This is a genomic window from Streptomyces sp. URMC 124 (assembly GCF_051386455.1).
In the GTDB taxonomy this organism is placed as follows: Bacteria; Actinomycetota; Actinomycetes; order Streptomycetales; family Streptomycetaceae; genus Streptomyces.
The window spans coordinates 26,524-52,786 of the sequence record NZ_JBPQTS010000029.1 but is presented as its reverse complement, the minus strand read 5'-3'; the positions used below and the strand labels follow the sequence as shown (position 1 = coordinate 52,786).

The window sequence follows — 26,263 nt, the reverse complement described above, 5'->3', positions numbered from 1 at the left end:
CGAGGGGACCGGTGGCGGGGACGGGCCCCGGCCGGGGCGGGGGTGCCGGGGCACGGTGCGCCCGTGCGCCCCCGTGCTCAGACGGCCATGCCGTAGACGATGGTGAAGAGGGTGCCCAGCGAGCCGATGATGAAGACGCCGGTGAGCCCGGCGACGATCAGACCCTTGCCCTGCTCCGCGCTGAAGGTGTCGCGCAGGGCGGTCGCGCCGATCCGCTGCTTCGCCGCGCCCCAGATCGCGATGGCGAGGCACAACAGGATCGCCACGGCCATGATGACCTCGATCATCACGCGAGCCTCGTTGCCCAGGCTACCGAACGGCCCCCAGTTGGGGGCGATTCCGCCAATAATGGTGTTGATGTCGCCCTTGCCGGCCGCCAAAAACATGTGTAACTCACCGCCCCTAATGGGTTGTTGTCATCGCCCTCACCGCTGGGCAAAGGTCGGGACCTATCTTCGCCGAAGATCCCGCCCCAGCATGTCGACTTGGCGGCATTTCTTGGCGGAACTCGTACGCATGCTCCCCGTAGGCCTCTGACCTGCGACGCAAGGCGATGTCAGTGGGTACTCCTAAGGTGACTCTGTGTATCACGGGTGTCGGCGGCGGGCAATCGTCGGCGGAGCGGGGGAGCGTGGGGATGTTCGGACGACTGTGTGTTCGGTCGGTACGCTGTCCCGAGCGCCGCCCGGGTGCGGATCGCACCTCGGGGCCGTCGGGCCGGCTCGCGCGCTACGGGGGCATCGAGATCAAGGGTGGTACGGGTGCTGGTTGCCGATCGCTACCGGCTGGAGGAGCTGCTCGGCCGCGGTGGCATGGGCGAAGTCTGGCAGGCGCAGGACGAGGTGCTGGGCCGTCAGGTGGCCGTGAAGCTGCTGCTGGGCGACGACGGCGACGAATCCGCCGCCTCCCGCTTCCGGCTCGAGGCGCAGACCGCCGCGCGCCTGAATCATCCTCAGGTCGTCGCCGTCTACGACTTCGGCTCCTGGGACGGGCGCTTCTATCTGGTGATGGAGCTGGTCAGGGGGCCCAGCCTGGCGCAGGAGCTGTCCTCGCGCGGCCCGCTCGCCCCGCGCCGCGTGGCCCGCATCGCCGCGCAGTCCGCGGCCGGCCTGGCCGCGGCGCACCGCCAGGGCGTCGTCCACCGGGACATCAAGCCGGGCAATCTGATGCTCGACGCCGACGACACCCTGAAGATCGGCGACTTCGGCATCGCCCGCTTCGTGGACGAGACCTCCGCCGCGTTGACGCGCGTCGGCCAGATCGTCGGCACGAGCACCTACCTCGCCCCGGAGCGGGCCCTGGGCCGCGTCGCGGGTCCCGCCTCGGACGTCTATTCCCTGGGCTGTGTGCTCTACCAGCTCCTGGCCGGCCAGCCGCCCTTCTGGGCGGACAGCCCCACCGCCCTGCTCTACCTCCACGTGGACGCGCCGCCCGTGCCGCCCCGTCAGCACCGGGCCGACCTGCCGGCCGCCTTCGAGGCGTATCTGCTGCGGATGCTCGCCAAGAAGCCGGAGGACCGGCCGTCGGCCCAGGAGGTGGCCGACTGGTTCGCCGGGCCTTCGTGGGAGGAGCCGCCCCGGCCCGTGCGGACGCCGATGCCGGCCCCCGCGTCGGCTCCCGCGCCCGCGCCCGCAGCTTCGCCCGGTGGGCTGGGCGCGCCCGGCGGCGCGGGAGCGCCGCCCATGCCCTCGGCGCAGCCTTCCGTGCCGCGCGGCGCGCCCGCGGCCGGCCCCTCACCCCACGGCATGCCGCCCCGGGGGCCGATGCCTCCTCCTTCGCCCGCCGTTCCGGTGCCGGGTCACCGCCGGAGCTCCGGCGGCGGCAGGGGCCCCCGCGGCGCGGGCGCCCGGGCCTCCCGGGCCACGGGCATACGCAATCCCAAGGTGCTGCTCAGCGCCGTGGCCGGCGTCGTGGCGTTCCTGGTGGCGGCGTTGATCGGCGCGTCCTTGTTCGGCGGCTCGGGCGGCGGCACGGGCTCGCAGCGGCCCGAGGCCCAGCCGTCGGAGTCGGCGGAGCGCGCGCCGGGCGGGGAGCCCGCGCCGCCGAAGGTCGTGCCCGCCGAGGCGGTGCCGCCGTCGGCCCGGCCGTCGCCTTCCGGCTCCCGCAAGCCGAAGAAGGAGCGCAGCAAGAAGTCGTCCAAGGACAGCAGCAAGGACGACAAAGACGGCAAGGACTCCGGCGAAGACGACGACTGAGCCCGGCTCGCCGGCGGCCGGAGTCACCCGGCGGCGGCTGCCCTCACGGCCCGGCGACGTCCTCCACGAAGTGGTCGAACTCCCCGGCCCTGACCCCCAGGACGAAGGCGTCCCACTTGGCGGCGGTGGTCGTCACCACGGTGCCGGGTTCGGTGTTCGTCCGCAGGTGGACGTTGCCGTCGTCACCGAAGGCGATCTCCAGGTACTCGGTCTCGTCGCCCTCGGTCACCGGAATCCAGTTGAGCTCCGCCATCGGCCCTCCTCGTCACTCCCGTCACGGTCTCACGGTAGCGCGTCCCCCGTGACCGGGCGTGGTCTGCACGCTCGTTGACGGATCGATAGAAATTGCGGATACGCATCGGGTCGTTGGGGGAGGATGGCGGGGTGCGGAAGCTCTGGGTGGCCATGGGTGTGGGCATCGCGATGTGCCTGTGTTTCATCGGGCTGCTCGTGATCGGCGTGTACACCGCGGCGTCCCATCTGCTCGGGGGCGGCGGCGGAGGCGGTTCCGTGGGGCTGGCCAAGGGCGCCGTGCCGGATCAGTACCAGAGCCTGGTGACGAAGTGGGGCAGTCTCTGCCCCGCGTTGAACCCGGCGATCCTGGCGGCGCAGATCTATTCGGAGAGCGGCTGGAACCCCAAGGCCGTGAGCCCGGCGGACGCGCGCGGGATAGCCCAGTTCATCCCGGGCACGTGGGACGCCCACGCCATCGACGCCAACAACGACGGCCGGAAGGACATCTGGGACCCGCAGGACGCCATTCCCTCGGCGGCCGTCTACGACTGCGAGCTCTCGAAGTACGTCAAGGACGTCCCCGGCGACCTCTCGGACAACATGCTCGCGTCGTACAACGCCGGTTCGTACGCGGTGATCCGGCACCGGGGCATCCCGCCCTACCGCGAGACGCAGGGGTACGTCCGTTCCATCCGCACGCTGGAGAAGAGCTTCGCCCGGCCCGTCGGCAGGGTCGCGCCCTCACAGCAGGCCGCCGGGGCGATCTACTACGCCCAGGAGAAGCTCGGCACGCCCTACTTGTGGGGCGGCGACGGCACCAAGGAGGACAACGGCCGCTTCGACTGCTCGGGCCTGACCAAGGCGGCCTACGAATCGGTGGGCATCACCTTGCCCCGCGTGGCCAACGACCAGTGGAACGCGGGCCCGCACCCCAAGCGGAATGAGCTCCTCCCAGGTGACCTCGTGTTCTTCGCCAACGACCTGAAGGACCCGCGCTCCATCCACCACGTGGGGATCTACGTGGGCGGGGGGCAGATGATCAACGCCCCTTACACGGGGGCCGTGATCCGCTTTGACAAGATCGACATGCCGGACTACATCGGGGCGACCCGGGTCACCCAGGATGGCGCGAAAGCATTGCCCGCGGCCAACGCCGCATGAACGCTCCAGGACGAACTGCGACGATGGGTCACCCTTCCATAACGTCCTGGTGATCATTGGGAGAAGAGTGGAACGCCCGGCCGGAGTGGGGCGTTCCATGAGAGTGGGAAAGCAGCGCCACTGGGCGGGGGCTACAGCGACGCACGGACCACGGGGGTCGGCAGCTGGACGTAGCGACAGGCGACAGATAAGGGGCCACGGCACATGGCTGGACTCGCGATGGGGTACCCCATGACGGAGGCCAGGGGCAGCTCGAACCCCGACACCAGCACGCTGTACGACATCAACGGCCTCGCCAAGGACGCGCCCGGCTGGCTCGACCGCACGGTGGAGTTCATCGGCGAGTACGGGATCATCCTCGGCCTCGGCGTCCTCATGCTCTTCGCCTGGTGGAGCATGCGCCGCCGGCCGGACGCCCCGGCCGCCGTCGCGGCGCTGCTCTGGGCGCCGCTCGCCGCCGGCATCGCCCTCCTCGTCAACATCCCGATCCGCGGCTTCGTCAAGCGGCCCCGGCCCTTCCTGGACCACACGGGACTGGAAGTGCTGGTCAAGGGCAAGACGGACTACTCCTTCGTCAGCGACCACGCGACGCTGACGATGGCGATCGGTGTGGCCCTCTTCGTCGCCCACCGCAAGTACGGCCTGATCGGAATCGGCCTCGCCCTCCTCGAAGGCTTCTGCCGCGTCTACATGGGCGTGCACTATCCGACGGACGTGATCGGCGGGCTCGCCCTGGGCACGGCCGTCGCCCTGCTCCTCGCGCCGCTGGCCATGATGCTGCTGACGCCGCTCACGCGCGGGGTCGCGCGGTCGCGCGCGGCCCGGCTCGTCCGCTCGGACCGGCCGCTCGCGGCGCCCCTCGCGGCGGCGGAGACCCCGGTCCCCGGAACCGCCGACTCCGAGCGCGGCCTGCCCCGGCACCGCGACAACGACCTCGCGGCCTAGCGCCCGCGCCTCGCCGGCGGCTCACGGGGTACGCACTCGGTGCGGGTGCTCCCGGTTCCGCCGGTCCGTCGCCGTCGTGGCTGCGCGCCGCGGCGGCGGTTTTTTGTTGCGCCGCAACGGGTCGGTCGAGCCGGGTCGCCCCAGTATCGGGACCGGGAGCCGGCGTCGGCTCACAGCGCCTGAGGGAAGTCGAACAGGCGGTTCGGGTCGTACTGCTGCTTGAGTTTGGTCAGGCGGCCCTCCGCGCCGCCGTAGTACGCCGTGCGCCAGTCCTTCAGGCTCGCGTCCGCGTAGTTCTGGTAGGCGGCGCCCGAGGCGTGCCGGCGCATCGCGGCGTGCGTGCCGTCCAGCCAGGACGTCTGGGCGCTGCCGGAGCCGTTCGCGGCCCAGTGGGTCAGGTACTGGGCGAGGAAGCGCGAACGGCGGTGGACGAAGGCCGTGGCCAGCGGCTGGACGCGGTTGACCGCGCCGCCCAGCGCCGTCAGCTGGACCGAGACGCCACCGCTGCCGCCCCCTCGGGCGAAACGTTCCACCTGGCCGGTGAGGGCCTGCAGGCCCGCCGCGTTCAGCGAGCGGTCGTAGAAGTCGGAGCGCGCCGCGTACGTCTCGCGCTCCAGCGTCCCGGCCGTCTCGCGGCCGGGCGTGCGCCCCGGGAGGTGGCACTGCGCCTGGGACCTGTCGGAGCAGCCCGCGTACGCGCGCACCATGTCGAGGTGGGCGCGGCGGCGCAGCCGTACGCCGTTGGACGGGCTGCCGCCGACCTTGCTCACCAGCAGGTCGAGGGCGTTCTCGAGGTCGCCGTGGGTGCCCAGGGAGTACGCGGAGACGGAGATGCGCGGGGTGCCGCCCGCGGCGGCGGACAGGTCGCAGGAGGACCAGATCTCGTCGGGCCGGCTCGGCCCCCACTCCTGCCAGGCGCGGATGACGTCCGCGGCCCGCGCCCAGGGCCAGGAGACGTAGCCGGTGACGCCGTCGGCCGCCTCGCGCGTGCGGAAGCGGAGCTCGGTGACCACGCCGAAGTTGCCGTTGCCGGCGCCGCGCAGGGCCCAGAAGAGGTCGGCGTTGCGCTCGGCGCTTACGTCGAGGACCTTGCCGTCGGCGGTGACGAGGGTGGCGCCGGTGAGGCTGTCGCAGGTCAGCCCGTACGCGCGGGAGGTGACGCCGTGCCCGCCGCCGAGGGCGAGGCCGGAGATGCCGACCGTCGGGCAGGAGCCGGAGGGGAGGGTGACGCCGTGTCCGGCGAGCCCGGTCTGGACGTCGATGAGCTTGGCGCCCGCGCCGATCACGGCGGAGCGCGAGTCCGGGGTGCGGACGGTCTTCAGCCGGGAGACGTCGACCACGAGCCGGTCGGTGCCGCTGGACCAGCCGGCGTAGCTGTGTCCGCCGTTGCGTATGGATATGAGGGTGCTGTAGCGGCGGGCGAAGGCCAGGCACGCGCGGACGTCCTGGACGTTTGCCACGTAGGCGATGCCGGCCGGGCGCAGGCCGTCGAAGCGGGTGTTGTAGAGCTGCCGGGCCGTGGCGTAGTCGGCGTCGCCGGGGCGGACGAGGCCGCCCGAGAGGCCTTTGCCGAGGGCGGCCCAGTCGGCGGCGGCCGGGCGGGGGCGCGGTGCGGCGGGCACGGCCCGGCCCGAGGTGACCATGCCGCCGGGGCGCTCCTGGCCGCTGCTGTCGGTGCAGGAGGCCGCCCAGGTGCCGGCCGCGGCCAGCCCGGCGCCGGCGGTCAGCAGCTTCCGCCTGGCCGGGAACCCGCGTGCGCCGCCCGGCCGTGCGCCGTCGCCCACCCGGGCGTCGCCCATCCGTTCGCCCGCGCCCGTGTTCGTTCCCGCGTTCGTGCGCGCGCCCGTCGCCATGTCCTGCGCGCCCGCACTCGTCCCGTTTTCGTCAACGGACATGCCCGCCCCCGTCACCCGATGTGCTGCCGGTTTCCCCCCGTCGCCCAGACAGATGGCGCGGGGGTGGCGGTGGTTCCGCCTACCCGGGCGGGGCGGGTTCAGGCGTCGGGGAGGGCCGGCCGCTCAGGCTCTGCCGGCCTCGGCCTCGTGGCTCGCGGCGTCGTCGCGGGCCAGGGAACGGGCGCGGCGGGCGGGGCCGCGCCAGCCGCACGTACAGCGGGCGGAGCAGAAGGACCCCCGCTCGCTGGTGCTCGTGAGGTGGGCCGCGGACGGCTCCACGGGCAGGCGGTCGGATACGCGGTCGGACACGTGACCACGCTACCGGGCCGTGACGGCCGCGCCCACGCCGTCGTTGGCAGTAACGGGTTCCACAGCGGGTCGGTGGCAGGGGGCTGGCAGGGCATGGTGGCGCGGAGAGAGAGACGCGGGAAAGAAGGACGCGGCGGACGGGTGCGCGGCAGGGGCGCGGCGGCCGGCCGCGCGGCGGCGGCGGGCCTCGTCCTCGGCCTCCTGATGTCCGGCTGCACGCTCCGCGGCCCGGCCGCCGGCGAGGCCCCCGAGCTCCGCGACAGCCTCAAGAGCCTGAGCGGCCAGGCCCGGCAGGCCGGCGACGGCGCCGACCCCGGGCAGGCGCGCGCCGTGGTGCGTGGTGCCGCGCGGACGCTGGCCCGGGCGGGCCGGGCGCTGGTGCGCACGTCCATGGAGACGGTCAGCGGCGGCACGCGGCTGACCATCCACGGCTCCGGCGGGTACGACTTCGCGCGGCCCGCCGGGCGGCTGACGGTCCTGGTGCCCGAGGACGCGGCGGGCGCGGCCGAGCACCGCCCGATCACGGAGGTCTTCGCCCCGGGCGAGCTCTTTATGAAGAACCGTGGCGCGGGCGTCCCGGCCGACAAGTGGGTGCGGCTCGCCACGGCCTCGCTCGCCGACGGGAATCTCCTGACGAGCGGCGCCACCGACCCCCTCGCCGCGGCCGAACTGCTGGGCGGCGCCCGCGAGGTGACGTACATGCGGGACGAGCGGGTCGGCGGGGTGCGGGTGCGGCACTACTGGGGCACGATCGACCTGGGGCAGGCGGCCCGTTCCGCCCCGGTGCGCGACCGGGAGCCGCTCGCCACGGCGGCCAAAGGTTTCTCCAGCGGCACGGTGGCCTTCGACGCCTATCTGGACGAGCAGGGCAGGCCGCGCAGGCTGCGCCACCGCTTCAGCGTGGAGGGCACGGGCCCGTCGGCGCCGCCGGCCCCGATGACGGTGGTCTCGACGGTCGAGCTGTACGCCTTCGGCACGGATGTGGCCGTGGACCTACCCGAAGCCGCCGATATCTATGCGGGGAAGGTCGGATCGCCGCGGAAATGACGCGGCAGGGCGTAGTTGGCCATGGAAATGGTCCTTCTGTGCCATGCGCGCCATGTGTACCGATCACTACGCTGGTAAGCCGAGGAATCGAAAGACCCAGACCCGAGCGAAAGACCCGAGGAGGTGAATCACGTGGTTTCGCGACGCGGTTCGTCGGGCGGGCCGGATCCCGTGGCCCTCATCGAGATCGATCTCTACGGTGATTTGATGATCGCCGCGTCCAGTGCGGATGAGGATCGGCTGAGCGCCGATCGCATCGACGAGGTTTTGCGGGTCGTCCCCGCAGGGGGAAAGCGCGAGGACTGACGGTCCCGGTGCGTCCGGCCCTGCCGGGCCGGACGGGCTCCGGCGGGGCGCCCGAGCGCCTCGAGGCCCCCGGGGCCCTTCGGGCAGGCAGCCCCTCAGGTCCGCAGCAGGCGTGCGATGGCCGCGCTGGCCTCCGCGACCTTGGCGTCGATCTCGTCCCCGCCCTTGACCGCCGCCTGGGCGACGCAGTGCCGCAGGTGCTCCTCCAGCAGCTGCAGGGCGAAGGACTGCAGGGCCTTCGTGCTCGCCGACACCTGGGTGAGTATGTCGATGCAGTAGACGTCTTCCTCGACCATGCGCTGGAGGCCGCGGATCTGGCCCTCGATCCGGCGCAGGCGCTTGAGGTGCTGGTCCTTCTGGTGGCTGTAACCGTGGGGGCCGGGGTGTCCGGCCCCGGCGGGCGCCTCGGCGTGGCAGGCGGCGGGCGCGCCGGCCACCGGTGTGTCCTCACCGCCGGCCGGCGGGGCTTCCGTGGTCGTCATGGCGTCCGTCCTCCTACCGTGCGGGCGGGCCTGCGGCCCGGGGATTCGCCCCTGCTGCTGCGTATACCCCACTCGTATACCCCCAGCGGGTATATGGTACCGAATTTTGCCCGCTGTGGCGGTACCTGGCTTCGTGAGCACTCTGCCCGATGGGCGACACTGAGGGAATGCCAGTTAGCTGTGGCTGGATGATGCGCCTAGCATCAACGAGACCGAATCCGCTGCACCCCGAGGATCCCACGTGCGCTTTCGTCTGACCCCCAGGGAGACGAGCTTCTACGACATGTTCGCCGCCTCCGCGGACAACATCGTCACGGGCTCCAAGCTCCTGATGGAACTGCTCGGAGCGGATGCGTCCGCCCGGGCCGAGATCGCCGAGCGGATGCGCGCAGCGGAGCACGCGGGTGACGATGCGACGCACGCGATCTTCCACCAGCTGAACTCTTCGTTCATCACGCCGTTCGACCGCGAGGACATCTACGCCCTCGCCGGCTCGCTCGACGACATCATGGACTTCATGGAGGAGGCCGTCGACCTGGTCGTGCTGTACCAGATCGAGGAGCTCCCCAAGGGCGTCGAGCAGCAGATCGAGGTCCTCGCGCGGGCCGCCGAGCTGACCGCCGAGGCCATGCCGAACCTGCGCACCATGACCAATCTCACGGAGTACTGGATCGAGGTGAACCGTCTGGAGAACCAGGCGGACCAGATCCACCGCAAGCTCCTGGCCCAGCTCTTCAACGGCAAGTACGACGCCATCGAGGTGCTGAAGCTCAAGCAGATCGTGGACGTGCTGGAAGAGGCGGCGGACGCGTTCGAGCACGTCGCCAACACCGTCGAGACCATCGCGGTCAAGGAGTCCTGACCCCCGGTGGACACCTTCGCTCTCGTCGTGACCATCGGGGTCGCGCTCGGCTTCACCTACACCAACGGCTTTCACGACTCCGCGAACGCCATCGCGACCTCGGTCTCCACGCGGGCGCTGACCCCGCGCGCGGCCCTCGCGATGGCGGCCGTGATGAACCTCGCCGGTGCCTTCCTGGGCAGCGGAGTGGCCAAGACCGTCAGTGAAGGACTGATCGAGTCGCCGGTGGGCGACAAGGGGATGGGCATCCTCTTCGCGGCCCTGATCGGCGCGATCGCCTGGAACCTGATCACCTGGTACTTCGGCCTGCCCTCGTCCTCCTCGCACGCCCTCTTCGGCGGCATGGTGGGCGCCGCGCTCGCGGGCGGCACCGGCGTCATCTGGTCGGGCGTCGTCGAGAAGATCGTCATCCCGATGTTCCTCTCGCCGTTCGTCGGCCTGATCCTCGGCTATCTGGTGATGGTCGCGATCATGTGGATGTTCCGCAGGGCCAACCCGCACAAGGCCAAGCGCGGCTTCCGCATCGCCCAGACGGTCTCGGCCGCCGGCATGGCGCTCGGCCACGGTCTGCAGGACGCCCAGAAGACCATGGGCATCGTGATGATGGCCCTGGTCATCGGCGACGTGCAGCAGAAGGGCGACGCCATCCCGGTCTGGGTCAAGCTCTCCTGCGCGATCATGCTCTCGCTCGGCACCTACGCGGGCGGCTGGCGCATCATGCGCACGCTCGGCCGGAAGATCATCGAGCTGGACCCGCCGCAGGGCTTCGCGGCCGAGACCACCGGTGCGTCGGTCATGTTCACCACGGCGTTCATGTTCCACGCGCCGATCTCCACCACGCACGTGATCACCTCGGCGATCATGGGCGTCGGTGCGACCAAGCGGGTGAACGCGGTCCGCTGGGGCGTCGCGAAGAACATCATCCTCGGCTGGTTCATCACGATGCCGGCCGCGGCGGCCGTCGCCGCGCTCAGCTACTGGGTGGTCAACCTCGCCTTCGGCTAGCCGGAGGCGCACGAACGCGGACGGGCCCGCCCCCTGGTACGAACAGGGGGCGGGCCCTTCGCCTTGCGGCGGCACCGCCATGCAGCGCCGTAAGGCGGCTCAGGGGGAGGCGGCTCAGGGGGAGACGGCTCAGGAGGAGGCGGCCTAGCCGAACCGGCCCGAGATGTAGTCCTCCGTGGCCTGGACGGAGGGGTTGGAGAAGATCCGCGCCGTCTCGTCGATCTCGACCAGCTTGCCCGGCTGACCCACGCCCGCCAGGTTGAAGAACGCCGTGCGGTCCGAGACACGCGCGGCCTGCTGCATGTTGTGCGTGACGATCACGATCGTGAAGCGCTCCTTCAGCTCCCCGATCAGATCCTCGATCGCCAGCGTCGAGATCGGGTCGAGCGCCGAGCAGGGCTCGTCCATCAGCAGGACCTGCGGTTCCACCGCGATGGCCCGGGCTATGCACAGCCGCTGCTGCTGACCGCCGGAGAGGCCCGCTCCCGGCTTGTTCAGCCGGTCCTTGACCTCCTTCCAGAGGTTCGCGCCCTGCAGGGACTTCTCGACCACCGCGTCCAGCTCGGACTTGCGCACGCGCCCGCCGTTGAGCCGGATGCCCGCCGCCACGTTCTCGTAGATCGACATGGTCGGGAAGGGGTTCGGCCGCTGGAAGACCATGCCGACCGTGCGGCGCACGGAGACCGGGTCGACGCCCGCGCCGTAGAGGTTCTCGTCGTCCAGCATCACCTTGCCCTCGACCCGGCCGCCCGGGGTGACCTCGTGCATGCGGTTCAGCGTGCGCAGGAAGGTGGACTTGCCGCAGCCGGAGGGGCCGATGAAGGCGGTCACGGAGCGGGGCTCGACGGTCATCGAGATGTCGTCGATGGCCTTGTGGGTGCCGTAGTACGCGGAGAGGCCGCTGACGTCGATTCGCTTGGCCATGGGGATCACTACTTCTTTCGGGGAAACCGCGTCAGCGGCCGGTCTTGGGGGCCTTCCAGCGGGCGATGCCGCGGGCCACCAGGTTGAGGATCATGACGAAGGCGATGAGGACGAGCGCGGCCGCCCAGGCGCGGTCGTAGCTGGCGTCGTTGCCGGCCGCCCACTGCTCGTAGATGTAGTACGGCAGGGAGGACTGCGCGCCTTCGAAGGGGTTGTTGTTGATCACCTGGGAACCGAAGACCAGGAGGACGATCGGGGCGGACTCGCCGGCGATGCGGGCGATGGCCAGCGTGACGCCGGTGGCGATGCCGCCGATCGCGGTGGGCAGCACGACCTTGAGGATCGTGCGCCACTTGGGCACGCCCAGCGCCAGCGAGGCCTCGCGCAGCTCGTTGGGGACGAGCTTGAGCATCTCCTCGGTCGAGCGGACCACGACCGGCATCATCAGGATCGCCAGGGCCATCGACCCGGCGAAGCCGGAGTAGCCGAAGTCGAGCATGAGGATCCAGAAGCTCAGGACGAACAGACCCGCGACGATCGACGGGATGCCCGTCATGACGTCCACGAAGAACGTCACCGCCTTGGCCAGCCGGCCCCGGCCGTACTCGACCAGGTAGATCGCCGTCAGCAGGCCGACCGGGGCCGCGATGGCCGTGGCGATGCCCACCTGCTCCAGGGTGCCGATGATCGCGTGGTAGACGCCGCCACCCGGCTGGATGGTGAGCACCCCGGCCATGGAGTGCGTGAGGAAGTTGCCGTCGAGGACCTTCGCGCCGCGGGCGACGGTCTCCAGGACCAGGGAGACCAGCGGCACGACGGCGAGCAGGAAGCACACCCAGACGAGGCTGGTGGCCAGGCGGTCCTTGGCCTGCCGGCGGCCCTCGACGCGGGCCGCGAGCGCGTACATCACGAGGACGAAGAGGCCGGCGGCTATCAGGCCCCACTGGATCCGGCTGCTCAGCTCGGCGCCGAGGCCGATGCCGCAGCCCGCGGCGATCGTGCCGGCGGCGACGGCGGCCGGGGTCCAGCGCGGCAGGCGCGGCTGGTGCAGGGAGACCGGGCGCGGCTGCGGGGCCTTGTCGGCGACCAGCGGCTGGTCGATGGTCACGTCGCTCATGCCCCGCTCCTTTGGTTCGCTTCTCCGCCCGCCCGGCGCAGAGGTGCGCCCATCAATGTCGTCTGCGGCCCGGCGGCCGTGCGTGCGACGCTCACGAGTACTCCTTGCGACGCGCGATGATCAAGCGAGCTGCGCCGTTGACCAGCAGGGTCAGGACGAAGAGGACGAGGCCGGAGGCGATCAGGGCGTCCTTGCCGATCTCACCGGACTCCTTGAAGCTGCTCGCGATGTTCTGCGCGAACGTGCCGCCGCCCGGGTCCAGCAGGCTCGTGCCGATGACGAAGCTGGGGGAGAGGACCGTGGCGACGGCCATCGTCTCGCCGAGGGCACGGCCGAGGCCCAGCATCGAGGCGCTGATGACTCCGGAGCGGCCGAAGGGCAGGACGGACATCCGGATGACTTCCCAGCGGGTGGCGCCGAGCGCGAGCGCGGCCTCCTCGTGCATCTTCGGGGCCTGCAGGAAGACCTCGCGGCTGACGCTGGTGACGATCGGCAGGATCATGATCGCCAGCAGGATGCCGATGGTGAACAGGGAGCGGGCCGCGCCGTCGTGGTACTCGAAGATGCCGGTCCAGCCGAGGTAGTCGTTCATCCAGCTGTAGAGCCCGCCCAGGTGCGGCACCAGGAAGAGGGCGCCCCACAGGCCGTAGACGATGGACGGCACGGCGGCCAGCAGGTCGATCACGTACGAGAGCGGGGCGGCGAGCCGGCGCGGGGCGTAGTGCGAGATGAACAGCGCGACGCCGATGGCGACGGGCACCGCGATGAGCATCGCGATCAGCGAGCTGACGATGGTGCCGAAGGCCAGGACGCCGATGCCGAAGGCCGGCGGTGTGGCGTTGGCGCTCCACTCGAAGGTGGTGAAGAAGTTGCCTTCGTTGTGGCTGAGGGCGTTGGTGGCCCGGACGGTGAGGAAGGCCGCGATGGCGGCCATGATCACCAGGAGCAGGAGGCCGGAGCCGCGGGAGAGGCCGAGGAAGATCCGGTCGCCCGGGCGGGTGGCGGCCGACGGCCGCTCCTTGTCCGGGGGAGGCTGCGGTCCGGCTGTGGTGGCTGGGGTTATGTCCATGGGGTTCTCCGGTCTGCGGGGCCGCCTGCCGGCGGGGAGGCGGCCCTGGTGCGGCGGTGCACCGGATGGTGCGACCGGGCTCCGGCGGCGGAACCCGGTCGCGCCCGGGTCAGGAGAGGCTCGCGACCGTCTCGCGGACCTTGGTGGCGATCTCGGCGGGCAGCGGGGCGTAGCCCATGTCCTTCAGGACCGACTGGCCGTCCGCGCTCGCGATGTAGGTCAGGAAGGACTTGACCGCGGGGAGGGTCTCCGCCTTGTTGCCCCGGTCGCCGACGATCTCGTACGTGACCAGGGTGATCGGGTAGGCGCCCTCGGCCTTGGTGGTGTAGTTGAGCTTGAGGGCGAGGTCCTTGCCGGAGCCGGCGATCTTCGCCTCGGCGATGGCCTTGGAGGCGTTGTCGGAGGTGGCCTCGACCGGGGCGGAGGCGCCGGTGTTGAGCTTCACCGTCTTGATCGAGTTGGCCGTGGCGTAGGACAGCTCGAAGTAGGAGATCGCGCCGTCGGTCTGCTTGACCTGCGAGGAGACGCCGGCGGAGCCGTCGGCCGCCTGGCCGCCCTTGGCCTTCCAGGCCTTGGCGGGTTCGTACGGCCAGGACTTGTCGGCGGCGGCCTTGAGGTACTTGGTGAAGTTGTCGGTGGTGCCCGACTCGTCCGAGCGGTGGAACGCCTGGATCTTGAGGTCCGGGAGCTTGGCGTCCGGGTTGAGCTTCTTGATCGCCTCGTCGTTCCACTTCTCGATCTTCGAGTCGAAGATCTTGGCGAGGGTGTCGGCGTCCAGGACCAGGTTGTCCACGCCGGGCACCTTGTAGCCCACCGCGATCGGGCCGCCGAGCAGGGGCAGGTTGATGCCCTGACCGCCCTTGACGACCTCCTTGGACTTGGCGACCTCCTCCGGCTTGAGCGCCGAGTCGGAGCCCGCGAAGGCGGTCTTGCCCTGGAGGAACTCCTGGATGCCCGCGCCCGAACCGGTGGGCTTGTAGTTGATCTGGATGTCCTTGCAGGCCGCCGTGAAGTTCTTGACCCACAGGTCCATGGCGTTCTTCTGCGCGGACGAGCCCGAGGCCAGGAGCTGGCCCTTGCCGTCGCACTTGATGTTGCCCGCGGCCTTGGTGGAGCCGCCACCGGTGGAACCGCCACCGCTGTTGTCGTCGGAGCCGCACGCCGTGAGGACCAGGGCACCGGAGACGGCGATGGCGCCGAGAGCGACGGCGCGGAGCCGGTTCTTGCGCTGAAGCTTCACTTTCGGGTGTTCCTTCCGGGAGCCGCCGCTCGGGCGGCGTGCGAGAGGTGATCGGCGCGGGCGTTCCTGCCCGCACCCTCATTGGCGAAATTAGGCAGATCAGGTGAAGCGGTCGATGGGGCAGGGTGAACGGAGGGTGAACCTCATCCGTCAGGGTGGTGGCCCTCCAAGGGATCTTGAAACGACCCCATTCCGCCGATCTTCGCGAGTGTGACGCAGATCTCTGTCGGTTTGAGGGAGGTCATGGCAGCATCCCTTCCTCGCGTGACGGTATGTCAGACGTGGGGGCGGTAGCCGCGGAGGTGGCCTGTGGGGCGGAACGGCTGGAGTGCGGGCACGGCGAACACTGGGAGCATGGCGGTCGGCAGAGACGAGGGCTGCGGAGGCAAGCGCGTGATCTCGGTGACCGCACTCATATGCGTCCTGGCCGTGGCCGGGGTGGTGGCGACCATGCCCGGCACGGCCTACGCGGAACCGAAGCCGCCGCGCACTCTGGAGGACGTCCACAAGGAGGTCGAGGGCCTCTACCGCCAGGCGGAGGCCGCCACCGACGCCTACAACGCGGCCGGCGAGGCCCAGCGCCGCCAGGAGAAGTCGATCACCGAGATCGCGAAGTCCGCGGCCGAGGCCCAGGAACGGATGAACCGCCTGAAGAACCAGGCCGGCTCCCTGGCCCGCGCCCAGTACCGCGACGGCACCCTCCCGCCCCAGGTCCGGCTCCTGCTCTCCGGCTCCCCCGAGGGCTTCTTCGACGGCGTGGCCCTCACGCACAAGGGGCAGGCCGCCACGCGCGGCCTGATCACCGAGGTCGCCGCGGTCCAGAAGACCCTCGACGGCTACGCCAAGGCCGCCGGCGAGCGCTGGAAGACCCTCGACGGCGAGCGCCGCAAGAAGGAGGGCGCGAAGAAGGAGATCGAGGCGAAGCTCGCGGCCGCCAAGGAGCTGGAGTCGAAGCTGGAGGCGAAGGAGAAGGAGCGGCTGCGGCTGCTGGAGGAGGAGCGGGCCCGCCAGGCCCAGCAGAAGTGGCTCGCCTCGGACGCGGTCAAGGGCGCCGCCCTCAAGGGCTCGGGCGCGGCCACGGGCGACGGCAAGCGCGCGGTCGAGTTCGCCACGGCCCAGATCGGCAAGAACTACGTCTGGGGCGCCGAGGGGCCGGACACCTACGACTGCTCCGGGCTCACCCTCAAGGCGTGGGCGGCCGCCGGCCGCCCGATCCCGCGCACCTCGCAGGACCAGTGGCGGCAGCTGCCGAAGGTGGACCTGAAGGACATGCGCCCCGGCGACCTGATCATCTACTTCGCCGACGCGAGCCACGTGGGGATGTACGTCGGCGACGGGGCGATCGTGCACGCGCCGCGGCCGGGCCGGCAGGTGACGGTCGCGGGCGCCGGGTCCATGCCCGTGCTGGGGGTCGTACGGCCCGGATAGCGCCCGCCCGCGTGTGACGCGCGTCGCGTGGAGCGCCCCCCGGCGGGGTGATGTTTGTCATCGCCCGTCCCTCCCCGCACGCACCAAAAGCCGCCCTGGCTGGGGCATATGACAGCGGCGAGTGGCTCCGCTCCATTCCGTTGGGCAGTGCCCTGCCGCTATGGTCGCGTTCGGTACCCGCCGGGCGGCGGGGCGCCATGCCTTCAGGGGGGCGGAGGCACCTCCGGCGGTCGCCGGGGGAGGAAGGAAACCGTGACCATGTCCGTACCCGCGCCGAGGGCCCCGGAGCAGGCTGCCGCACCGGCACCCGACGCCGGGCTGAACCTCCTGGTGATCGAAGGCGACCCCGCCGGGCCGCTGTCGATGCCGGACATCACCGAGATGTCGGGGGCCGAGGGCAAGCCGGTCCGCATCCGCACCGCCCGCAACCTCACCGAGGCCGAGCGGCTCCTCACCGACGACGTCCACTGCATCCTCCTCGACCTCGCCGACGCCGGAGCGGCCGCGGGCGGCCCCTCCGGCGGCGTGCCCGGCCGCCCCGACGAGCTGGACACCCTGCGCCGGGTGCTCGAGCTCGCCCCGGACCACGCCGTGCTCGCCCTGACCGCCGAGACCGACACCGACCGCGCCGCCGAGGCCGTGCGCGTCGGCGCCCAGGACTACCTCTCGCGCGACGAGCTCGACGGGCGCGTCCTCGGCCGGGCCATCCGCTACGCCGTCGAGCGCAAGCGCGCCGACGTCGCCCAGCGGCAGCTCACCGAGTCCCGGCTGCGCGCCCAGGAGAACGCCCGCCTCGAGCGCGGCCTGCTGCCCACCCCGCTGCTCGCCGGCTCCGGCCTGCGCTTCGCCGCCCGCTACCGGCCCGGCCGCAGCCGCGCCCTGCTCGGCGGCGACTTCTACGACATGGTCCGCACGCCCGACGGCACCGTCCACGCGATGATCGGCGACGTCAGCGGCCACGGCCCCGACGAGGCCGCCCTCGGCGTCGAACTGCGCATCGCCTGGCGGGCGCTGACCTTCGCCGGGCTCTGCGGCGACGAGCTCCTCGCCACCCTCCAGCAGGTCCTGGAGCACGAGCGCGCGGACGACGAGACCTTCGCGACGCTGTGCGCCGTCGACATATCGGCGGACGGGCGCCGGGCGGGCCTCAGCCTCGCCGGCCACCCCGCCCCGCTGCTCGTACGCCCCGGCGCGGCCCCGCACCTGCTGCCGCAGGAGGACGGCGGCCCGGCGCTCGGCCTGCTCCGGCGCGCCCGCTGGCCGCGCCGCCAGGTCGAACTGGGCGGCCTGTGGAGCCTGCTGATGTACACCGACGGCCTGATCGAGGGCAGGGTCGGGGCCGGGACGCGGCGCCTGGGCCAGGAGGGCATGGTCGAGCTGATCGGCCGCCGGCTCGCGGAAGGGCTGCGCGGCGAGGAGCTCCTGGACGCGGCGGTCGCCGAGGTGCAGGACCTCAACGGCGGGGAGCTGACCGACGACCTCGCGGTGCTCCTGCTCGACCGGGGCACCCGCGCTCCCGCGGAGGGCGAGCGGCCCCACTGGCCCGCGGGACGGGCGTCCGCACCGCCGGTGCGGACCTGAGCGCCGCGGACCTGAGCGCCGCGGACCTGAGCGCCGCGGACCTGAGCGCCGCGGACCTGAGCGCTGCGCCCCGGGCGGTCAGCGACGGCCGTTGTACGGACCGTAGGGGCCGTCGGAGCTGGAGCCGCCGCCGCGGCGGCGCGGGCCGCGGCCGCCCGAGACCTGCTTGAGCGCCGGGCGGACGTCCACGACGTAGACGATCGTGGCGATCAGGCCGAGGACCGGCAGGAAGCTCATGATCCCCATGAACAGGTTCACGGCGACGGCCAGGCCGAGGATGATCAGCCAGAAGGGCTTGGACTGCTTGTCCGCCGCGCGGTAGGCGTCCTCGCGGTGGACGGCGGCGTTGACGAACGCGAACAGGCTGAAGACGAGCAGGCCGATCGACACCCAGTACATGACTTCGCCGAAGGCTTGCAGAAGCACGTCGCTCACCTTGCCCGTCTCGTTCGGTGCGTCCTGTCCGCCACCGTACCCGGAGAACGGCCCGGGCACGCGAAATGTGCCCGGACCGTACGGGGACCGCTGCCGCGGGCCGGCTACTCGCCGGTCTTGGGCTCGGTCTTCTTCGCGGCGGCCGTCTTCTTGGCCGGGGCCTTGCGGGCGGCGGCGGGCTTGTCGCCGGCGTCCTCGGAGGCCTCGGCGGGCTTGTCCTCCGCGGCCTTGTCCTCCGTGGCCTTCTCTTCGGCGGCCTTGTCCTCGGCCGCGGGCTTGGCCGGCTCCGGCTCCGGCTCGATGGCCACGGCGATGTCCTGGAACTCGTCCGCGGCCTCGCCGCGCCACTGCTTCACGGCCACCCGGCCGCGCTCGGTCAGCTTCTCGAACTGCTCACCCGCCACTGCCGCATAGCCGACGGCCTGGCCGACGCCCTTGAGCGCCAGGTCCTGGGCGGTCTGGCTCAGGTTCTTCACGTCCGTGTCGAGCGAGCCGACGACCTCGTTGAACTTCGCGGTCAGCGTGGCCTGGGCCTCCTTGGCCTGCTGCTTCGCGCGCTCGCCCACGGCCTTGGGGTCGGTCTTCTTCAGCTTCTCGAAGCGCTCGGGCGCCTCGGTGATGAACTGCCCCACCTTCTCCGCCGCAATGTCGGCGGCACCCGCGGCGGCGTAGGCCGTGTCGGTGGCGGCGGTGAGGACGTCCTGCTTGGTAATGGCCATGGCGAAGGATCTCCCGGATCAGCTGGAAGGTTTGCTGGCGTCGTCCGTCGCGAGCCCGTTCTCCTTGCGGAAGGACTCGTAGATCTGGAGCAGCACCTGTTTCTGCTGCTCGTTGATCGAGGGGTCGGCGAGGATCACACTGCGGACCTCCGCCTCGTCCCGGTCCCGCTCGTCGAGGATCCCGGCCTGCACGTACAAGGTCTCGGCGGAGATCCGCAGCGCCTTGGCGAGCTGCTGCAGGATCTCGGCGCTCGGCTTGCGCAGGCCGCGCTCGATCTGGCTGAGATACGGGTTGGACACCCCGGCGGCATCGGCGAGCTGCCGCAAGGTGAGCTGCGCATTGCGCCGCTGCTCGCGCAGATACCCGCCGAGATTGCCGACGTTGAGTGATGCCATGTCCCCAGGCTGCCCCACGCTGCTAACTTTTGCAAGCAGCTGCTTGCAAAAGTTAGGGCTACGTCAGGGGCCGTCCTCCTTGCGGAGGACGGCGTCCCCGGCCGGGTGGGTGGTGAGCGGTTCGTCGCGGCGCGGTGTCAGCGGTCCAGGGCCGTGAGGTCCAGGCGGCGCAGGCGGTCGGGGTCGGAGAGGACGTCGATGGTGGTGATCCTGCCGTCCGTGACGGTGAAGGCCATGACCGACAGCGGGTTGCCCTTCGCGATGACCACGACGCCAGCGGTTCCGTTGACCAGGGCCGGCCGGGCGAACGGGGAGAGGCTGCTGAACGAGGCGGCCCGGGCGGCCACGTTCCGGGCGCCGGAGAGCGTGACGGTGTGGTGGGCGCGGGCGGCGCCGCCGTCGGCGCGCAGGACGACGTCGGGGTCGAGCATGGCGACGAGCGCCTCGAAGTCGCCCTGGTGGGCGGCGGCGAAGAAGGCGTCGACGGCTTCGCGCTGCCGCGCGAGGTCGGGCTCGGGCGGCGTCGTCCGGCTCTGCACCCGGCGCCGGGCACGGCACGCGAGCTGCCGTGTCGCGGCCGTGGTCCGTTCGATCATCGGGGCGATCTCGTCGAAGGGCACGGCGAACATGTCGTGCAGCACGAACGCGACGCGCTCGGCCGGCCCCAGGGAGGCGAGCACGACGAGCATCGCCAGCCCGACCGAGTCGGCCAGCAGCGCCTTCTGCTCGGGGTCGACGCCGGACTCGTGGCTGATGAGCGGCTCGGGCACGTGGACCTCGAGCGGGTCCTCGCGGCGCGCCTCGCGCGAGCGCAGCATGTTCAGGCACACGCGCCCCGCCACCGTGGTCAGCCAGCCGCCGAGGTTCTCGACGCCGGAGGTGTCGGTGCGGCCGTAGCGCAGCCAGGTCTCCTGGACGGCGTCGTCCGCCTCGCTCACGGAGCCGAGCATCCGGTAGGCCACCGCGCGCAGATGGCTCCTGTGCTCCTCGAACCGCTCCGTGCGTTCCTTCAGGAGATCGTTGGCGTCCACGTGTCACATTCCTTCGTCGCGGCGGGTCATGGCAGCAGAGGCACACGAAACAGCGAGGCGACCGGAAGATCAACTCCCGGCCCGGAACGAACTTGGAGAAGCCATGACCGCGACGCCCACCATCCTGGTCACCGGCGGCACGGGCACCCTCGGGAGCCACGTCGTCCCCCTCCTGCGGGAGGCCGGCCGCACCGTCCGCGTGCTCACCCGCACCGCCCGCCCGGCCGGGGAGGGCGTCGAGTACGTGGCCGGGGACCTGCTCAAGGACGAGGGGATCGAGGCCGCCGTGGCCGGCGCCGAAACCGTCCTGCACCTGGCGGGCGGCCCCAAGGGCGACGACGAGGCCACCCGGAACCTGGTGCGGGCCGCGCAGCGCGCCGGGGTGCGGCACCTGGTCTACATCTCGGTCATCGGGGCCGACCGGCTCCCGCTCGGTTACTTCCGCGCCAAGTTGGGCGCGGAGCGGGCCGTCGCCGAGTCGGGCCTGCCGTGGACGACGCTGCGGGCCGCCCAGTTCCATGACCTGGCCCTGAAGGTGGCGCAGTCGATGGCGAAGCTGCCGGTCGTACCGGCCCCGGGCGGGCTGCTGTGGCAGCCCGTCGACGCGCGGGAGGTCGCCGCGCGTCTCGTGGAGCTGGCGCTCGGCGAGCCGGCCGGGCGGGTGCCCGACCTGACCGGGCCGAAGCTGTACGGGCTGGCCGAGCTGGCCCTCGGCTACCTCAAGGCGCAGGGCAGGAGCCGGCTGACGCTGCCGGTGCGGATGCCGGGAAAGACGGGCCGCGCCTACCGGGCCGGTGAGAACCTGACGCTCGAAGGGGCCCTCGTGGGCGAGCGCACCTGGGAGGAGTTCCTGGCCGAGCGGGTGGGCGCGGCGCGCGCGGGCCGGAAGTGATCGCCAAATCAACCCCGTCCGGGGGTATCTGACGGCCCCTTGGTCGGAGGAGGGTGATGAGGCGTTGCCCGCTCGGCACGATGTGCCTGCCACCGGCCCCAACGGGGGTAGGGCCGGGGGCAGGAGTTCGGGTGCGCTGCTCGGACGGGTCCGCCGGGGCGTCGGCGGACCGGTCGTCCGGTCAGGCGCCGTACGGGCGGGCGGCGCGCGCCTCGCGCAGCGACAGGGCCCACCAGGTCAGCTGGTCGATCAGGACCTTCGCCGCGCCGGCGGCCTGCTCGCCGGCCTCCGCGTCCAGGTGGCGGCCGTCGTCGTCGAGCTTGCCCCAGGGGTTGTGGAAGCTGACCTGCTCGCGGATGGGGACGGCGTGCAGCTCGGTGAAGACCGGGCGCAGGTGCTCGACCGCGCGCAGACCGCCGGAGAGGCCGCCGTACGAGACGAAGCCGACGGGCTTGGCCTGCCACTGGGTGTAGTGCCAGTCGATGAGGTTCTTCAGGGACGCCGGGTAGCTGTGGTTGTACTCGGGCGTCAGGACGACGAACGCGTCGGCCTGCTCCAGGCGCGGCGTCACCTCGGCGAGCGCGGCGGTGTCCTCCGCGGTGGGCTCGGAGCTGAGCCGCATCGGCAGGGGGTGCAGGCCGAGGTCGACGAGGTCGACCTCGATGTCACCGTGCCGGGCGACCTGCTCGGCGAACCACTTGGCGACGGTGGGGCCGAAGCGCCCGTCGCGGGTGGATCCGACGATGACGGCGAGTCGGTAGCTGCTCTCGGACACGATGGGCCCTTCTGGGAGAAGCGGGCGGGTGAGTGGCGGCCCGTGAGCCGTTGACCAGAAGTCTGGAATCTCAAGTCCGGTTGAGGTCAAGGGTGGTTGACCAGGCTGGGGGGTTTGCCGGGAAAGTGGCGAAATTGAATGTCACTTTTCCGCGCCCCGGAACCCCGCCCCCGCCGCCCGTCAGCGCCTCAGAAGACGTCGGCGCACCACGCCCGTCGACCCGTCCTGAGCAGGGCGTCCGCGCGGCCCAGGGCGCCGGGGCGCTCCTCGTCCACCCGGCCCAGGGCCGCGAGCCGCACGGCCGACTCGTCGCCGAGCACCAGGCTCCCCAACTCCGCGACGGACAGGATGAGATCGGCCGTCCGGCGCGTGGGTGCGCACGAGGCGCCGCCGGGGCCGGCCTCCAGCAGGAAGCGCCCGCCGGCATGCCCCGAGGGGTCGGTGACGTCGAGGACGAGCGACCCGGGGACGGCGTAGGTGCGCGCCCGCAGCAACTCCGGTACGTCCAGCGGCCGCACCCACAGGAAGTCGGCGTGCGTGACCACGCGCGCGGCCCGCGGGTCCGGCAGCAGCAGCGGCAGGAGGTCGTCCGGCGCGCGGTGGCCGGTGCGGACACGGGTGATCCAGTCCGCCGACAGCAGGAACAGCCACAGGGCGCGCTCGGCGGCCGGGGTGGCCGCGACGAGGTCCAGGACGGTCGCCGTCTGGTGCGGCAGCTTGGCCTCCCACCGGTCGTCGGACACGAAGGCCAGCAGCCCGTCGACGCTGCCCTCCGCCGACCGGTGGAGCACGAAGAACGGATCGGCCCACGGGGCGTCGTCCATCGGCAGCGCACCGGTGTTCCGCCGCCACCACAGCTCCGTACGGTCCACGAGGCCGTGCCGCACGGCCCGTACCCGCTCGTACAGCGCGGGCCCGTGCGCGCGGACCTCGGCGGCGTCCGCGTAGTCGACCCGCCCGCCGTCCCCCGGGCCCGAGTGGCGCGGATCCAGGCCCGTGCGGGCCACGTCCACCTCCCACTCCGTGACCCAGGCGGCGGGCCCGAAGCCGAAGCGGCCGTAGATGGGGTACTCGGCGGCGATCAGCGTCGCGGCGGCGTCACCGCGCTCCTTGGCCTGCCGCAGGTCGCGGTCCGTCATGCGGCTGAGCAGGCCGCGGCGGCGGTGGGTGGCCGAGACGCTCACGTTGCTGACGGCGTTCGCGGTCACCGAGGCGCCGCCCGGGACGCTGAGCCGCTGCGCGAAGCTGCGGTACGTGGCCACGCAGCGGCCGCCGTCGAACGCGCCCTGGGCGCGCTCGAGGTCCATGAGCTCGCGGCGGTAGGCGAGCTCGGTCTTGCTCACGGTGGGCGGGAGGAGGTAGCCGGCGCGGCGGGCCCGCGCCCAGTCCGGCAGGTCGGCGTCGGTGATCGTCCGGATGTCGAGGCTCATGACCGCGACGCTAGGGTCCCGCCCGCGAGCGCCGCACGCGGATTTTCCCGGCCCTGCGCGGCCCCGTCACCGCGGCCCCGTCACCGCGGCCCCCTCACCGCGGCACCGCCTCAGGCGAGGAGGTCGTCCACCTGCGCTTCCCCCTCGCGGTACCTGCGGGCGATCTCGGCACTGCAGTCGTCCGCCGTCCGCTGCAGATGCTGGCGCCGCACCGACACCTGCCGCTCGTACGACGCCAGGCGGCCCATGGCCTCGTGCAGCTCGCCGTCCGTCCGGGCGCCCAGGTCCGACAGCTCGACCTCCGACAGCATGTCCTCGGCCAGCCGCCGGTACTCCTCGCTGTGCGGCGTGCCCACCGTCACGTGGCGGGCGGACGAGCGGTGGTCCGAGGGGCCGTCCGCGAGGATCTCCGACAGCCGGTCCACGACCAGGCGGGCCATGACCGGGGAGCCCGGCGAGGAGCGGCGGGCCAGCTCGGCCCGGAGGATGTCGACGCGGCCCTGGAGCAGCCGCCGCACGTAGCTGAGGTCCGCCTCGTTGCGCCGGGCGTCCCCGCGCAGGGCGCGCAGCTCCACCAGGCTCAGCTCACCGAGGGCGCGGCCGGGGACGTCCGCCTGCCGGCCGGAGCGCTGGCTCGGCGGCCGGGGCTGCAGGCTGTCCGCTGCCTTGAGCATGGGGCCGTCCTCAATGGGTGTGGTCATGCGCGTCTTCCGTTCCCCTCGGGCGGTGTGCGACCGCATCACGTTTGCCCGCACAAGGCACCGCCTGCACGCATCGTGCCACTGTGTGAGGTCCGGGCGCAGGGTCTCCGCACCCGAACGGACCTGGATGGACGCAGGGCATCATGGTCCGTATGCGTGCAGTGGTGCAGAGGGTGGACGGAGCGCGGGTCGTCGTGGACGGCGAGACCGTCGGGGAGATCATCGGACAGGGGCTGTGCGTCCTCGTCGGAGTGACGCACGACGACACCCCGCAGAAGGCGGAGCAGCTCGCCCGCAAGCTGTGGTCCGTACGGATCCTCGAAGAGGAGAAGTCGTGTTCGGACGTGGGGGCGCCGCTGCTGGTGATCTCCCAGTTCACTCTCTACGGTGACGCCCGGAAGGGGCGGCGCCCCACGTGGAACGCGGCGGCGCCGGGCCCGGTCGCCGAGCCGCTCGTCGACGAGGTCGTCGCGCGGCTGCGGGCGCTGGGAGCGACGGTGGAGACGGGCCGCTTCGGCGCGGACATGAAGGTGTCGCTGACGAACAACGGCCCGTTCACGGTGATCGTCGAGGTCTGAGGCGCTTCCCGGGGCTCTGCCCCGGCCGCCCTGCGCAACCCCGCCGGAGGCGTTACGGCTCGACCACGGTCTCCTGGGAGGCCGCCGTCTTCTCGCCCACCAGCAGCGGCGCGTCCACCGGGACGTTGCGCTTGACCAGGGCCAGGGCGATCGGGCCCAGCTCGTGGTGGCGGGCCGACGTCGTCACGAAGCCCAGCTGGCGGCCCTCGGGGCCGTCCGAGGCGAGCCGTACGGGGGCGCCGTGCGGCGGCAGGGACACCTCGCTGCCGTCGAGGTGGAGGAAGACCAGGCGGCGCGGCGGCTTCCCCAGGTTGTGGACGCGCGCCACCGTCTCCTGGCCGCGGTAGCAGCCCTTCTGCAGGTGGACGGCGACCCCGATCAGGCCCAGCTCGTGCGGGATCGTGCGGTGGTCGGTCTCCCGGCCGAGCCGCGGGCGGTGCGCCTCCACGCGCAGCGCCTCGTGGGCGAGGACGCCGGCGGCGGGGCCGTGCGCCGCCGCGAAGGTCTCCAGCGTCGCGCGCGGCAGGAAGAGGTCCCGGCCGTGCGCCGTCTCGCGCGCCTGCACTCCCTCGGGTGCTTCCACGATCGAACCCGCGGGCAGGTGCACGACGGCGAAGTCGTCCGTACGGTCGGCGACCTCGACCCGGTAGAAGAACTTCATGCTCTCCAGGTACGCCAGGAGCGCTTCCTGGGTGCCCGGCTCGACGTGGGCCCAGGTGGTCTCGCCGTCGTCCACGAGGGACAGGGCGTGCTCGATGTGCCCGTTGGCGGAGAGCACCAGCGCCTCGGTGGCCTCGCCGGGCGGGAGCGCGCTGACGTGCTGGGTGAGCAGGAGGTGCAGCCAGCTCAGGCGGTCGGGCCCGGTGACGGTGACGACCCCGCGGTGCGAGAGGTCGACGAAACCGGACCCGCCGGCGAGCGCGCGCTGTTCGCGGAAGAGGTCGCCGTAGTGCGCGGCGACGCCCTCGTCGGGGGCCTCGGCGGCGACGGCGCCGGGCAGCGACAGCAGCGGGCTGGCTTTCGATTCACGCGGCATGCGGTCAAGCCTACGGCGCGGCCGGAGGCTCCTTCGAGGCGCGCCCGGCGGAGCAGTCCGCGCACCGGCCGAAGATCGCGAAGTGCTTCATGTCCGTTTCGAAGCCGAAGTCCTTGCGCAGCTTGTCCGTGAAGGCGGCGGCCACCGACAGGTCGGCCTCGATGACCTCCGTGCAGTCCCGGCAGACGAGGTGTATGTGGTGGTGCCGGTCGGCGAGGTGGTAGGTGGGGGCGCCGTGCCCGAGGTGGGCGTGGCTGACCAGGCCCAGCTCCTCCAGCAGCTCCAGGGTCCGGTAGACGGTGGAGATGTTCACGCCGCCCGCGGTGCGCCGCACCTCGGTGAGGATGTCGTCCGGGGTCGCGTGCTCCAGCCGGTCGACGGCCTCCAGGACGAGCTGACGCTGGGGCGTCAGCCGGTACCCGCGCCTACGGAGGTTGCTCTGCCAGTCGGTGTCCACCACCCTCCCAGTC

At 72.0% G+C, this 26,263-nt stretch carries 30 protein-coding genes; 12 read left to right on the top strand and 18 right to left on the bottom strand.

Annotation, left to right across the window (positions count from 1 at the left end; all coding sequences use genetic code 11):
- Positions 1 to 77 precede the first annotated feature (77 nt).
- Positions 78 to 386 carry a hypothetical protein gene (locus tag ACSNOG_RS08905; RefSeq protein WP_030367101.1) on the bottom strand — a complete coding sequence of 103 codons (309 nt, stop codon included), beginning with the start codon at positions 384 to 386 and terminating at the stop codon, positions 78 to 80.
- A 426-nt stretch (positions 387 to 812) separates the two neighbouring features.
- Between ACSNOG_RS08905 and ACSNOG_RS08900 the strand changes: the two genes are divergently transcribed.
- Positions 813 to 2,195 carry a serine/threonine-protein kinase gene (locus ACSNOG_RS08900; RefSeq protein WP_436752016.1) on the top strand — a complete coding sequence of 461 codons (1,383 nt, stop codon included), beginning with the start codon at positions 813 to 815 and terminating at the stop codon, positions 2,193 to 2,195.
- 43 nt (positions 2,196 to 2,238) lie between these two features.
- Here the strand turns inward: ACSNOG_RS08900 and ACSNOG_RS08895 are convergent, their stop codons facing one another.
- Positions 2,239 to 2,448 carry a DUF397 domain-containing protein gene (locus ACSNOG_RS08895; protein ID WP_436752007.1) on the bottom strand — a complete coding sequence of 70 codons (210 nt, stop codon included), beginning with the start codon at positions 2,446 to 2,448 and terminating at the stop codon, positions 2,239 to 2,241.
- A gap of 131 nt (positions 2,449 to 2,579) precedes the next feature.
- Between ACSNOG_RS08895 and ACSNOG_RS08890 the strand changes: the two genes are divergently transcribed.
- Both ACSNOG_RS08890 and ACSNOG_RS08885 read left to right on the top strand, forming a co-directional pair.
- Entirely contained in the window at positions 2,580 to 3,590 is a 1,011-nt protein-coding gene (locus ACSNOG_RS08890) for an NlpC/P60 family protein (RefSeq protein WP_436752006.1), read from the top strand.
- A gap of 204 nt (positions 3,591 to 3,794) precedes the next feature.
- Positions 3,795 to 4,535, top strand: coding sequence for a phosphatase PAP2 family protein (locus ACSNOG_RS08885; protein ID WP_436752005.1), 741 nt, complete (start codon positions 3,795 to 3,797; stop codon positions 4,533 to 4,535).
- Positions 4,536 to 4,705: 170 nt separating this feature from the next.
- Here ACSNOG_RS08885 and ACSNOG_RS08880 read toward each other — a convergent pair whose 3' ends face one another.
- Together ACSNOG_RS08880 and ACSNOG_RS08875 are read right to left on the bottom strand one after the other, a co-directional pair.
- Positions 4,706 to 6,334: an FAD-binding oxidoreductase gene (locus ACSNOG_RS08880; RefSeq protein WP_436752015.1), complete on the bottom strand. Its 1,629-nt coding sequence runs from the start codon at positions 6,332 to 6,334 to the stop codon at positions 4,706 to 4,708.
- Between the two features lie 219 nt (positions 6,335 to 6,553).
- Positions 6,554 to 6,739 (bottom strand): hypothetical protein, encoded by a 186-nt coding sequence (locus ACSNOG_RS08875; protein WP_436752004.1) that lies wholly within the window; start codon positions 6,737 to 6,739, stop codon positions 6,554 to 6,556.
- Positions 6,740 to 6,832: 93 nt separating this feature from the next.
- On the opposite strand from ACSNOG_RS08875, the gene ACSNOG_RS08870 reads away from it, so the two are divergent.
- The gene (locus ACSNOG_RS08870) at positions 6,833 to 7,786 is read left to right on the top strand and encodes a hypothetical protein (protein ID WP_436752014.1); all 954 of its coding nucleotides are present in this window, start codon (positions 6,833 to 6,835) and stop codon (positions 7,784 to 7,786) included.
- 132 nt (positions 7,787 to 7,918) lie between these two features.
- The gene (locus ACSNOG_RS08865) at positions 7,919 to 8,092 is read left to right on the top strand and encodes a hypothetical protein (protein WP_168092826.1); all 174 of its coding nucleotides are present in this window, start codon (positions 7,919 to 7,921) and stop codon (positions 8,090 to 8,092) included.
- Between the two features lie 95 nt (positions 8,093 to 8,187).
- Here ACSNOG_RS08865 and ACSNOG_RS08860 read toward each other — a convergent pair whose 3' ends face one another.
- A complete protein-coding gene (locus tag ACSNOG_RS08860; RefSeq protein WP_436752003.1) occupies positions 8,188 to 8,574 on the bottom strand; it encodes a metal-sensitive transcriptional regulator in 387 nt (128 codons plus the stop codon).
- 241 nt (positions 8,575 to 8,815) lie between these two features.
- Here ACSNOG_RS08860 and ACSNOG_RS08855 point away from each other — a divergent pair, with 241 nt between their 5' ends.
- Together ACSNOG_RS08855 and ACSNOG_RS08850 are read left to right on the top strand one after the other, a co-directional pair.
- Positions 8,816 to 9,436 (top strand): DUF47 domain-containing protein, encoded by a 621-nt coding sequence (locus ACSNOG_RS08855; RefSeq protein WP_436752002.1) that lies wholly within the window; start codon positions 8,816 to 8,818, stop codon positions 9,434 to 9,436.
- A 6-nt stretch (positions 9,437 to 9,442) separates the two neighbouring features.
- On the top strand, positions 9,443 to 10,441 hold the full coding sequence (locus ACSNOG_RS08850) for an anion permease (protein WP_436752001.1): 999 nt from the start codon (positions 9,443 to 9,445) through the stop codon (positions 10,439 to 10,441).
- A gap of 144 nt (positions 10,442 to 10,585) precedes the next feature.
- On the opposite strand, the gene pstB is transcribed toward ACSNOG_RS08850, so the two are convergent.
- From pstB to pstS, 4 genes are all read right to left on the bottom strand, one after another.
- On the bottom strand, positions 10,586 to 11,365 hold the full coding sequence (pstB, locus tag ACSNOG_RS08845) for a phosphate ABC transporter ATP-binding protein PstB (RefSeq protein WP_436752000.1): 780 nt from the start codon (positions 11,363 to 11,365) through the stop codon (positions 10,586 to 10,588).
- A 31-nt stretch (positions 11,366 to 11,396) separates the two neighbouring features.
- Positions 11,397 to 12,482: a phosphate ABC transporter permease PstA gene (pstA, locus tag ACSNOG_RS08840; RefSeq protein WP_436751999.1), complete on the bottom strand. Its 1,086-nt coding sequence runs from the start codon at positions 12,480 to 12,482 to the stop codon at positions 11,397 to 11,399.
- 91 nt (positions 12,483 to 12,573) lie between these two features.
- Entirely contained in the window at positions 12,574 to 13,551 is a 978-nt protein-coding gene (gene pstC / locus ACSNOG_RS08835) for a phosphate ABC transporter permease subunit PstC (RefSeq protein ID WP_436751998.1), read from the bottom strand.
- 109 nt (positions 13,552 to 13,660) lie between these two features.
- Positions 13,661 to 14,791 (bottom strand): phosphate ABC transporter substrate-binding protein PstS, encoded by a 1,131-nt coding sequence (gene pstS / locus ACSNOG_RS08830; protein WP_436751997.1) that lies wholly within the window; start codon positions 14,789 to 14,791, stop codon positions 13,661 to 13,663.
- Positions 14,792 to 15,145: 354 nt separating this feature from the next.
- Here pstS and ACSNOG_RS08825 point away from each other — a divergent pair, with 354 nt between their 5' ends.
- From ACSNOG_RS08825 to ACSNOG_RS08815, 3 genes are all read left to right on the top strand, one after another.
- Positions 15,146 to 16,219: an NlpC/P60 family protein gene (locus tag ACSNOG_RS08825; RefSeq protein WP_436751996.1), complete on the top strand. Its 1,074-nt coding sequence runs from the start codon at positions 15,146 to 15,148 to the stop codon at positions 16,217 to 16,219.
- A gap of 258 nt (positions 16,220 to 16,477) precedes the next feature.
- Positions 16,478 to 17,800, top strand: a complete 1,323-nt coding sequence (locus ACSNOG_RS08820; protein ID WP_436752013.1) for a PP2C family protein-serine/threonine phosphatase — start codon at positions 16,478 to 16,480, stop codon at positions 17,798 to 17,800.
- Complete coding sequence (locus tag ACSNOG_RS08815; RefSeq protein ID WP_436752012.1) at positions 17,758 to 17,970, top strand: pentapeptide repeat-containing protein; 213 nt, start codon at positions 17,758 to 17,760, stop codon at positions 17,968 to 17,970. The genes ACSNOG_RS08820 and ACSNOG_RS08815 overlap by 43 nt, the downstream gene beginning before the upstream one ends.
- Here ACSNOG_RS08815 and ACSNOG_RS08810 read toward each other — a convergent pair.
- From ACSNOG_RS08810 to sigJ, 4 genes are all read right to left on the bottom strand, one after another.
- Entirely contained in the window at positions 17,879 to 18,226 is a 348-nt protein-coding gene (locus ACSNOG_RS08810; RefSeq protein WP_436751995.1) for a DUF2516 family protein, read from the bottom strand. The genes ACSNOG_RS08815 and ACSNOG_RS08810 overlap by 92 nt on opposite strands.
- A gap of 113 nt (positions 18,227 to 18,339) precedes the next feature.
- Positions 18,340 to 18,954: a hypothetical protein gene (locus ACSNOG_RS08805; protein WP_436751994.1), complete on the bottom strand. Its 615-nt coding sequence runs from the start codon at positions 18,952 to 18,954 to the stop codon at positions 18,340 to 18,342.
- 18 nt (positions 18,955 to 18,972) lie between these two features.
- Positions 18,973 to 19,350, bottom strand: coding sequence for a helix-turn-helix domain-containing protein (locus tag ACSNOG_RS08800; RefSeq protein ID WP_436751993.1), 378 nt, complete (start codon positions 19,348 to 19,350; stop codon positions 18,973 to 18,975).
- A gap of 137 nt (positions 19,351 to 19,487) precedes the next feature.
- On the bottom strand, positions 19,488 to 20,381 hold the full coding sequence (gene sigJ, locus ACSNOG_RS08795) for an RNA polymerase sigma factor SigJ (protein ID WP_436751992.1): 894 nt from the start codon (positions 20,379 to 20,381) through the stop codon (positions 19,488 to 19,490).
- A gap of 103 nt (positions 20,382 to 20,484) precedes the next feature.
- Here sigJ and ACSNOG_RS08790 point away from each other — a divergent pair, with 103 nt between their 5' ends.
- The gene (locus ACSNOG_RS08790) at positions 20,485 to 21,273 is read left to right on the top strand and encodes an SDR family oxidoreductase (protein WP_436751991.1); all 789 of its coding nucleotides are present in this window, start codon (positions 20,485 to 20,487) and stop codon (positions 21,271 to 21,273) included.
- Between the two features lie 181 nt (positions 21,274 to 21,454).
- Here the strand turns inward: ACSNOG_RS08790 and ACSNOG_RS08785 are convergent, their stop codons facing one another.
- The 3 genes from ACSNOG_RS08785 to ACSNOG_RS08775 form a co-directional block, all read right to left on the bottom strand.
- Positions 21,455 to 22,048 carry an NADPH-dependent FMN reductase gene (locus ACSNOG_RS08785; protein WP_436751990.1) on the bottom strand — a complete coding sequence of 198 codons (594 nt, stop codon included), beginning with the start codon at positions 22,046 to 22,048 and terminating at the stop codon, positions 21,455 to 21,457.
- 188 nt (positions 22,049 to 22,236) lie between these two features.
- Entirely contained in the window at positions 22,237 to 23,478 is a 1,242-nt protein-coding gene (locus ACSNOG_RS08780) for a GNAT family N-acetyltransferase (RefSeq protein WP_436751989.1), read from the bottom strand.
- Between the two features lie 110 nt (positions 23,479 to 23,588).
- On the bottom strand, positions 23,589 to 24,179 hold the full coding sequence (locus ACSNOG_RS08775; RefSeq protein ID WP_436751988.1) for an RsiG family protein: 591 nt from the start codon (positions 24,177 to 24,179) through the stop codon (positions 23,589 to 23,591).
- Between the two features lie 152 nt (positions 24,180 to 24,331).
- Here ACSNOG_RS08775 and dtd point away from each other — a divergent pair, with 152 nt between their 5' ends.
- On the top strand, positions 24,332 to 24,757 hold the full coding sequence (gene dtd / locus ACSNOG_RS08770) for a D-aminoacyl-tRNA deacylase (protein WP_436751987.1): 426 nt from the start codon (positions 24,332 to 24,334) through the stop codon (positions 24,755 to 24,757).
- Positions 24,758 to 24,809: 52 nt separating this feature from the next.
- On the opposite strand, the gene ygfZ is transcribed toward dtd, so the two are convergent.
- Together ygfZ and ACSNOG_RS08760 are read right to left on the bottom strand one after the other, a co-directional pair.
- The gene (ygfZ, locus tag ACSNOG_RS08765) at positions 24,810 to 25,793 is read right to left on the bottom strand and encodes a CAF17-like 4Fe-4S cluster assembly/insertion protein YgfZ (protein ID WP_436751986.1); all 984 of its coding nucleotides are present in this window, start codon (positions 25,791 to 25,793) and stop codon (positions 24,810 to 24,812) included.
- Between the two features lie 10 nt (positions 25,794 to 25,803).
- The gene (locus tag ACSNOG_RS08760) at positions 25,804 to 26,253 is read right to left on the bottom strand and encodes a Fur family transcriptional regulator (protein ID WP_436751985.1); all 450 of its coding nucleotides are present in this window, start codon (positions 26,251 to 26,253) and stop codon (positions 25,804 to 25,806) included.
- Positions 26,254 to 26,263: the final 10 nt, after the last annotated feature.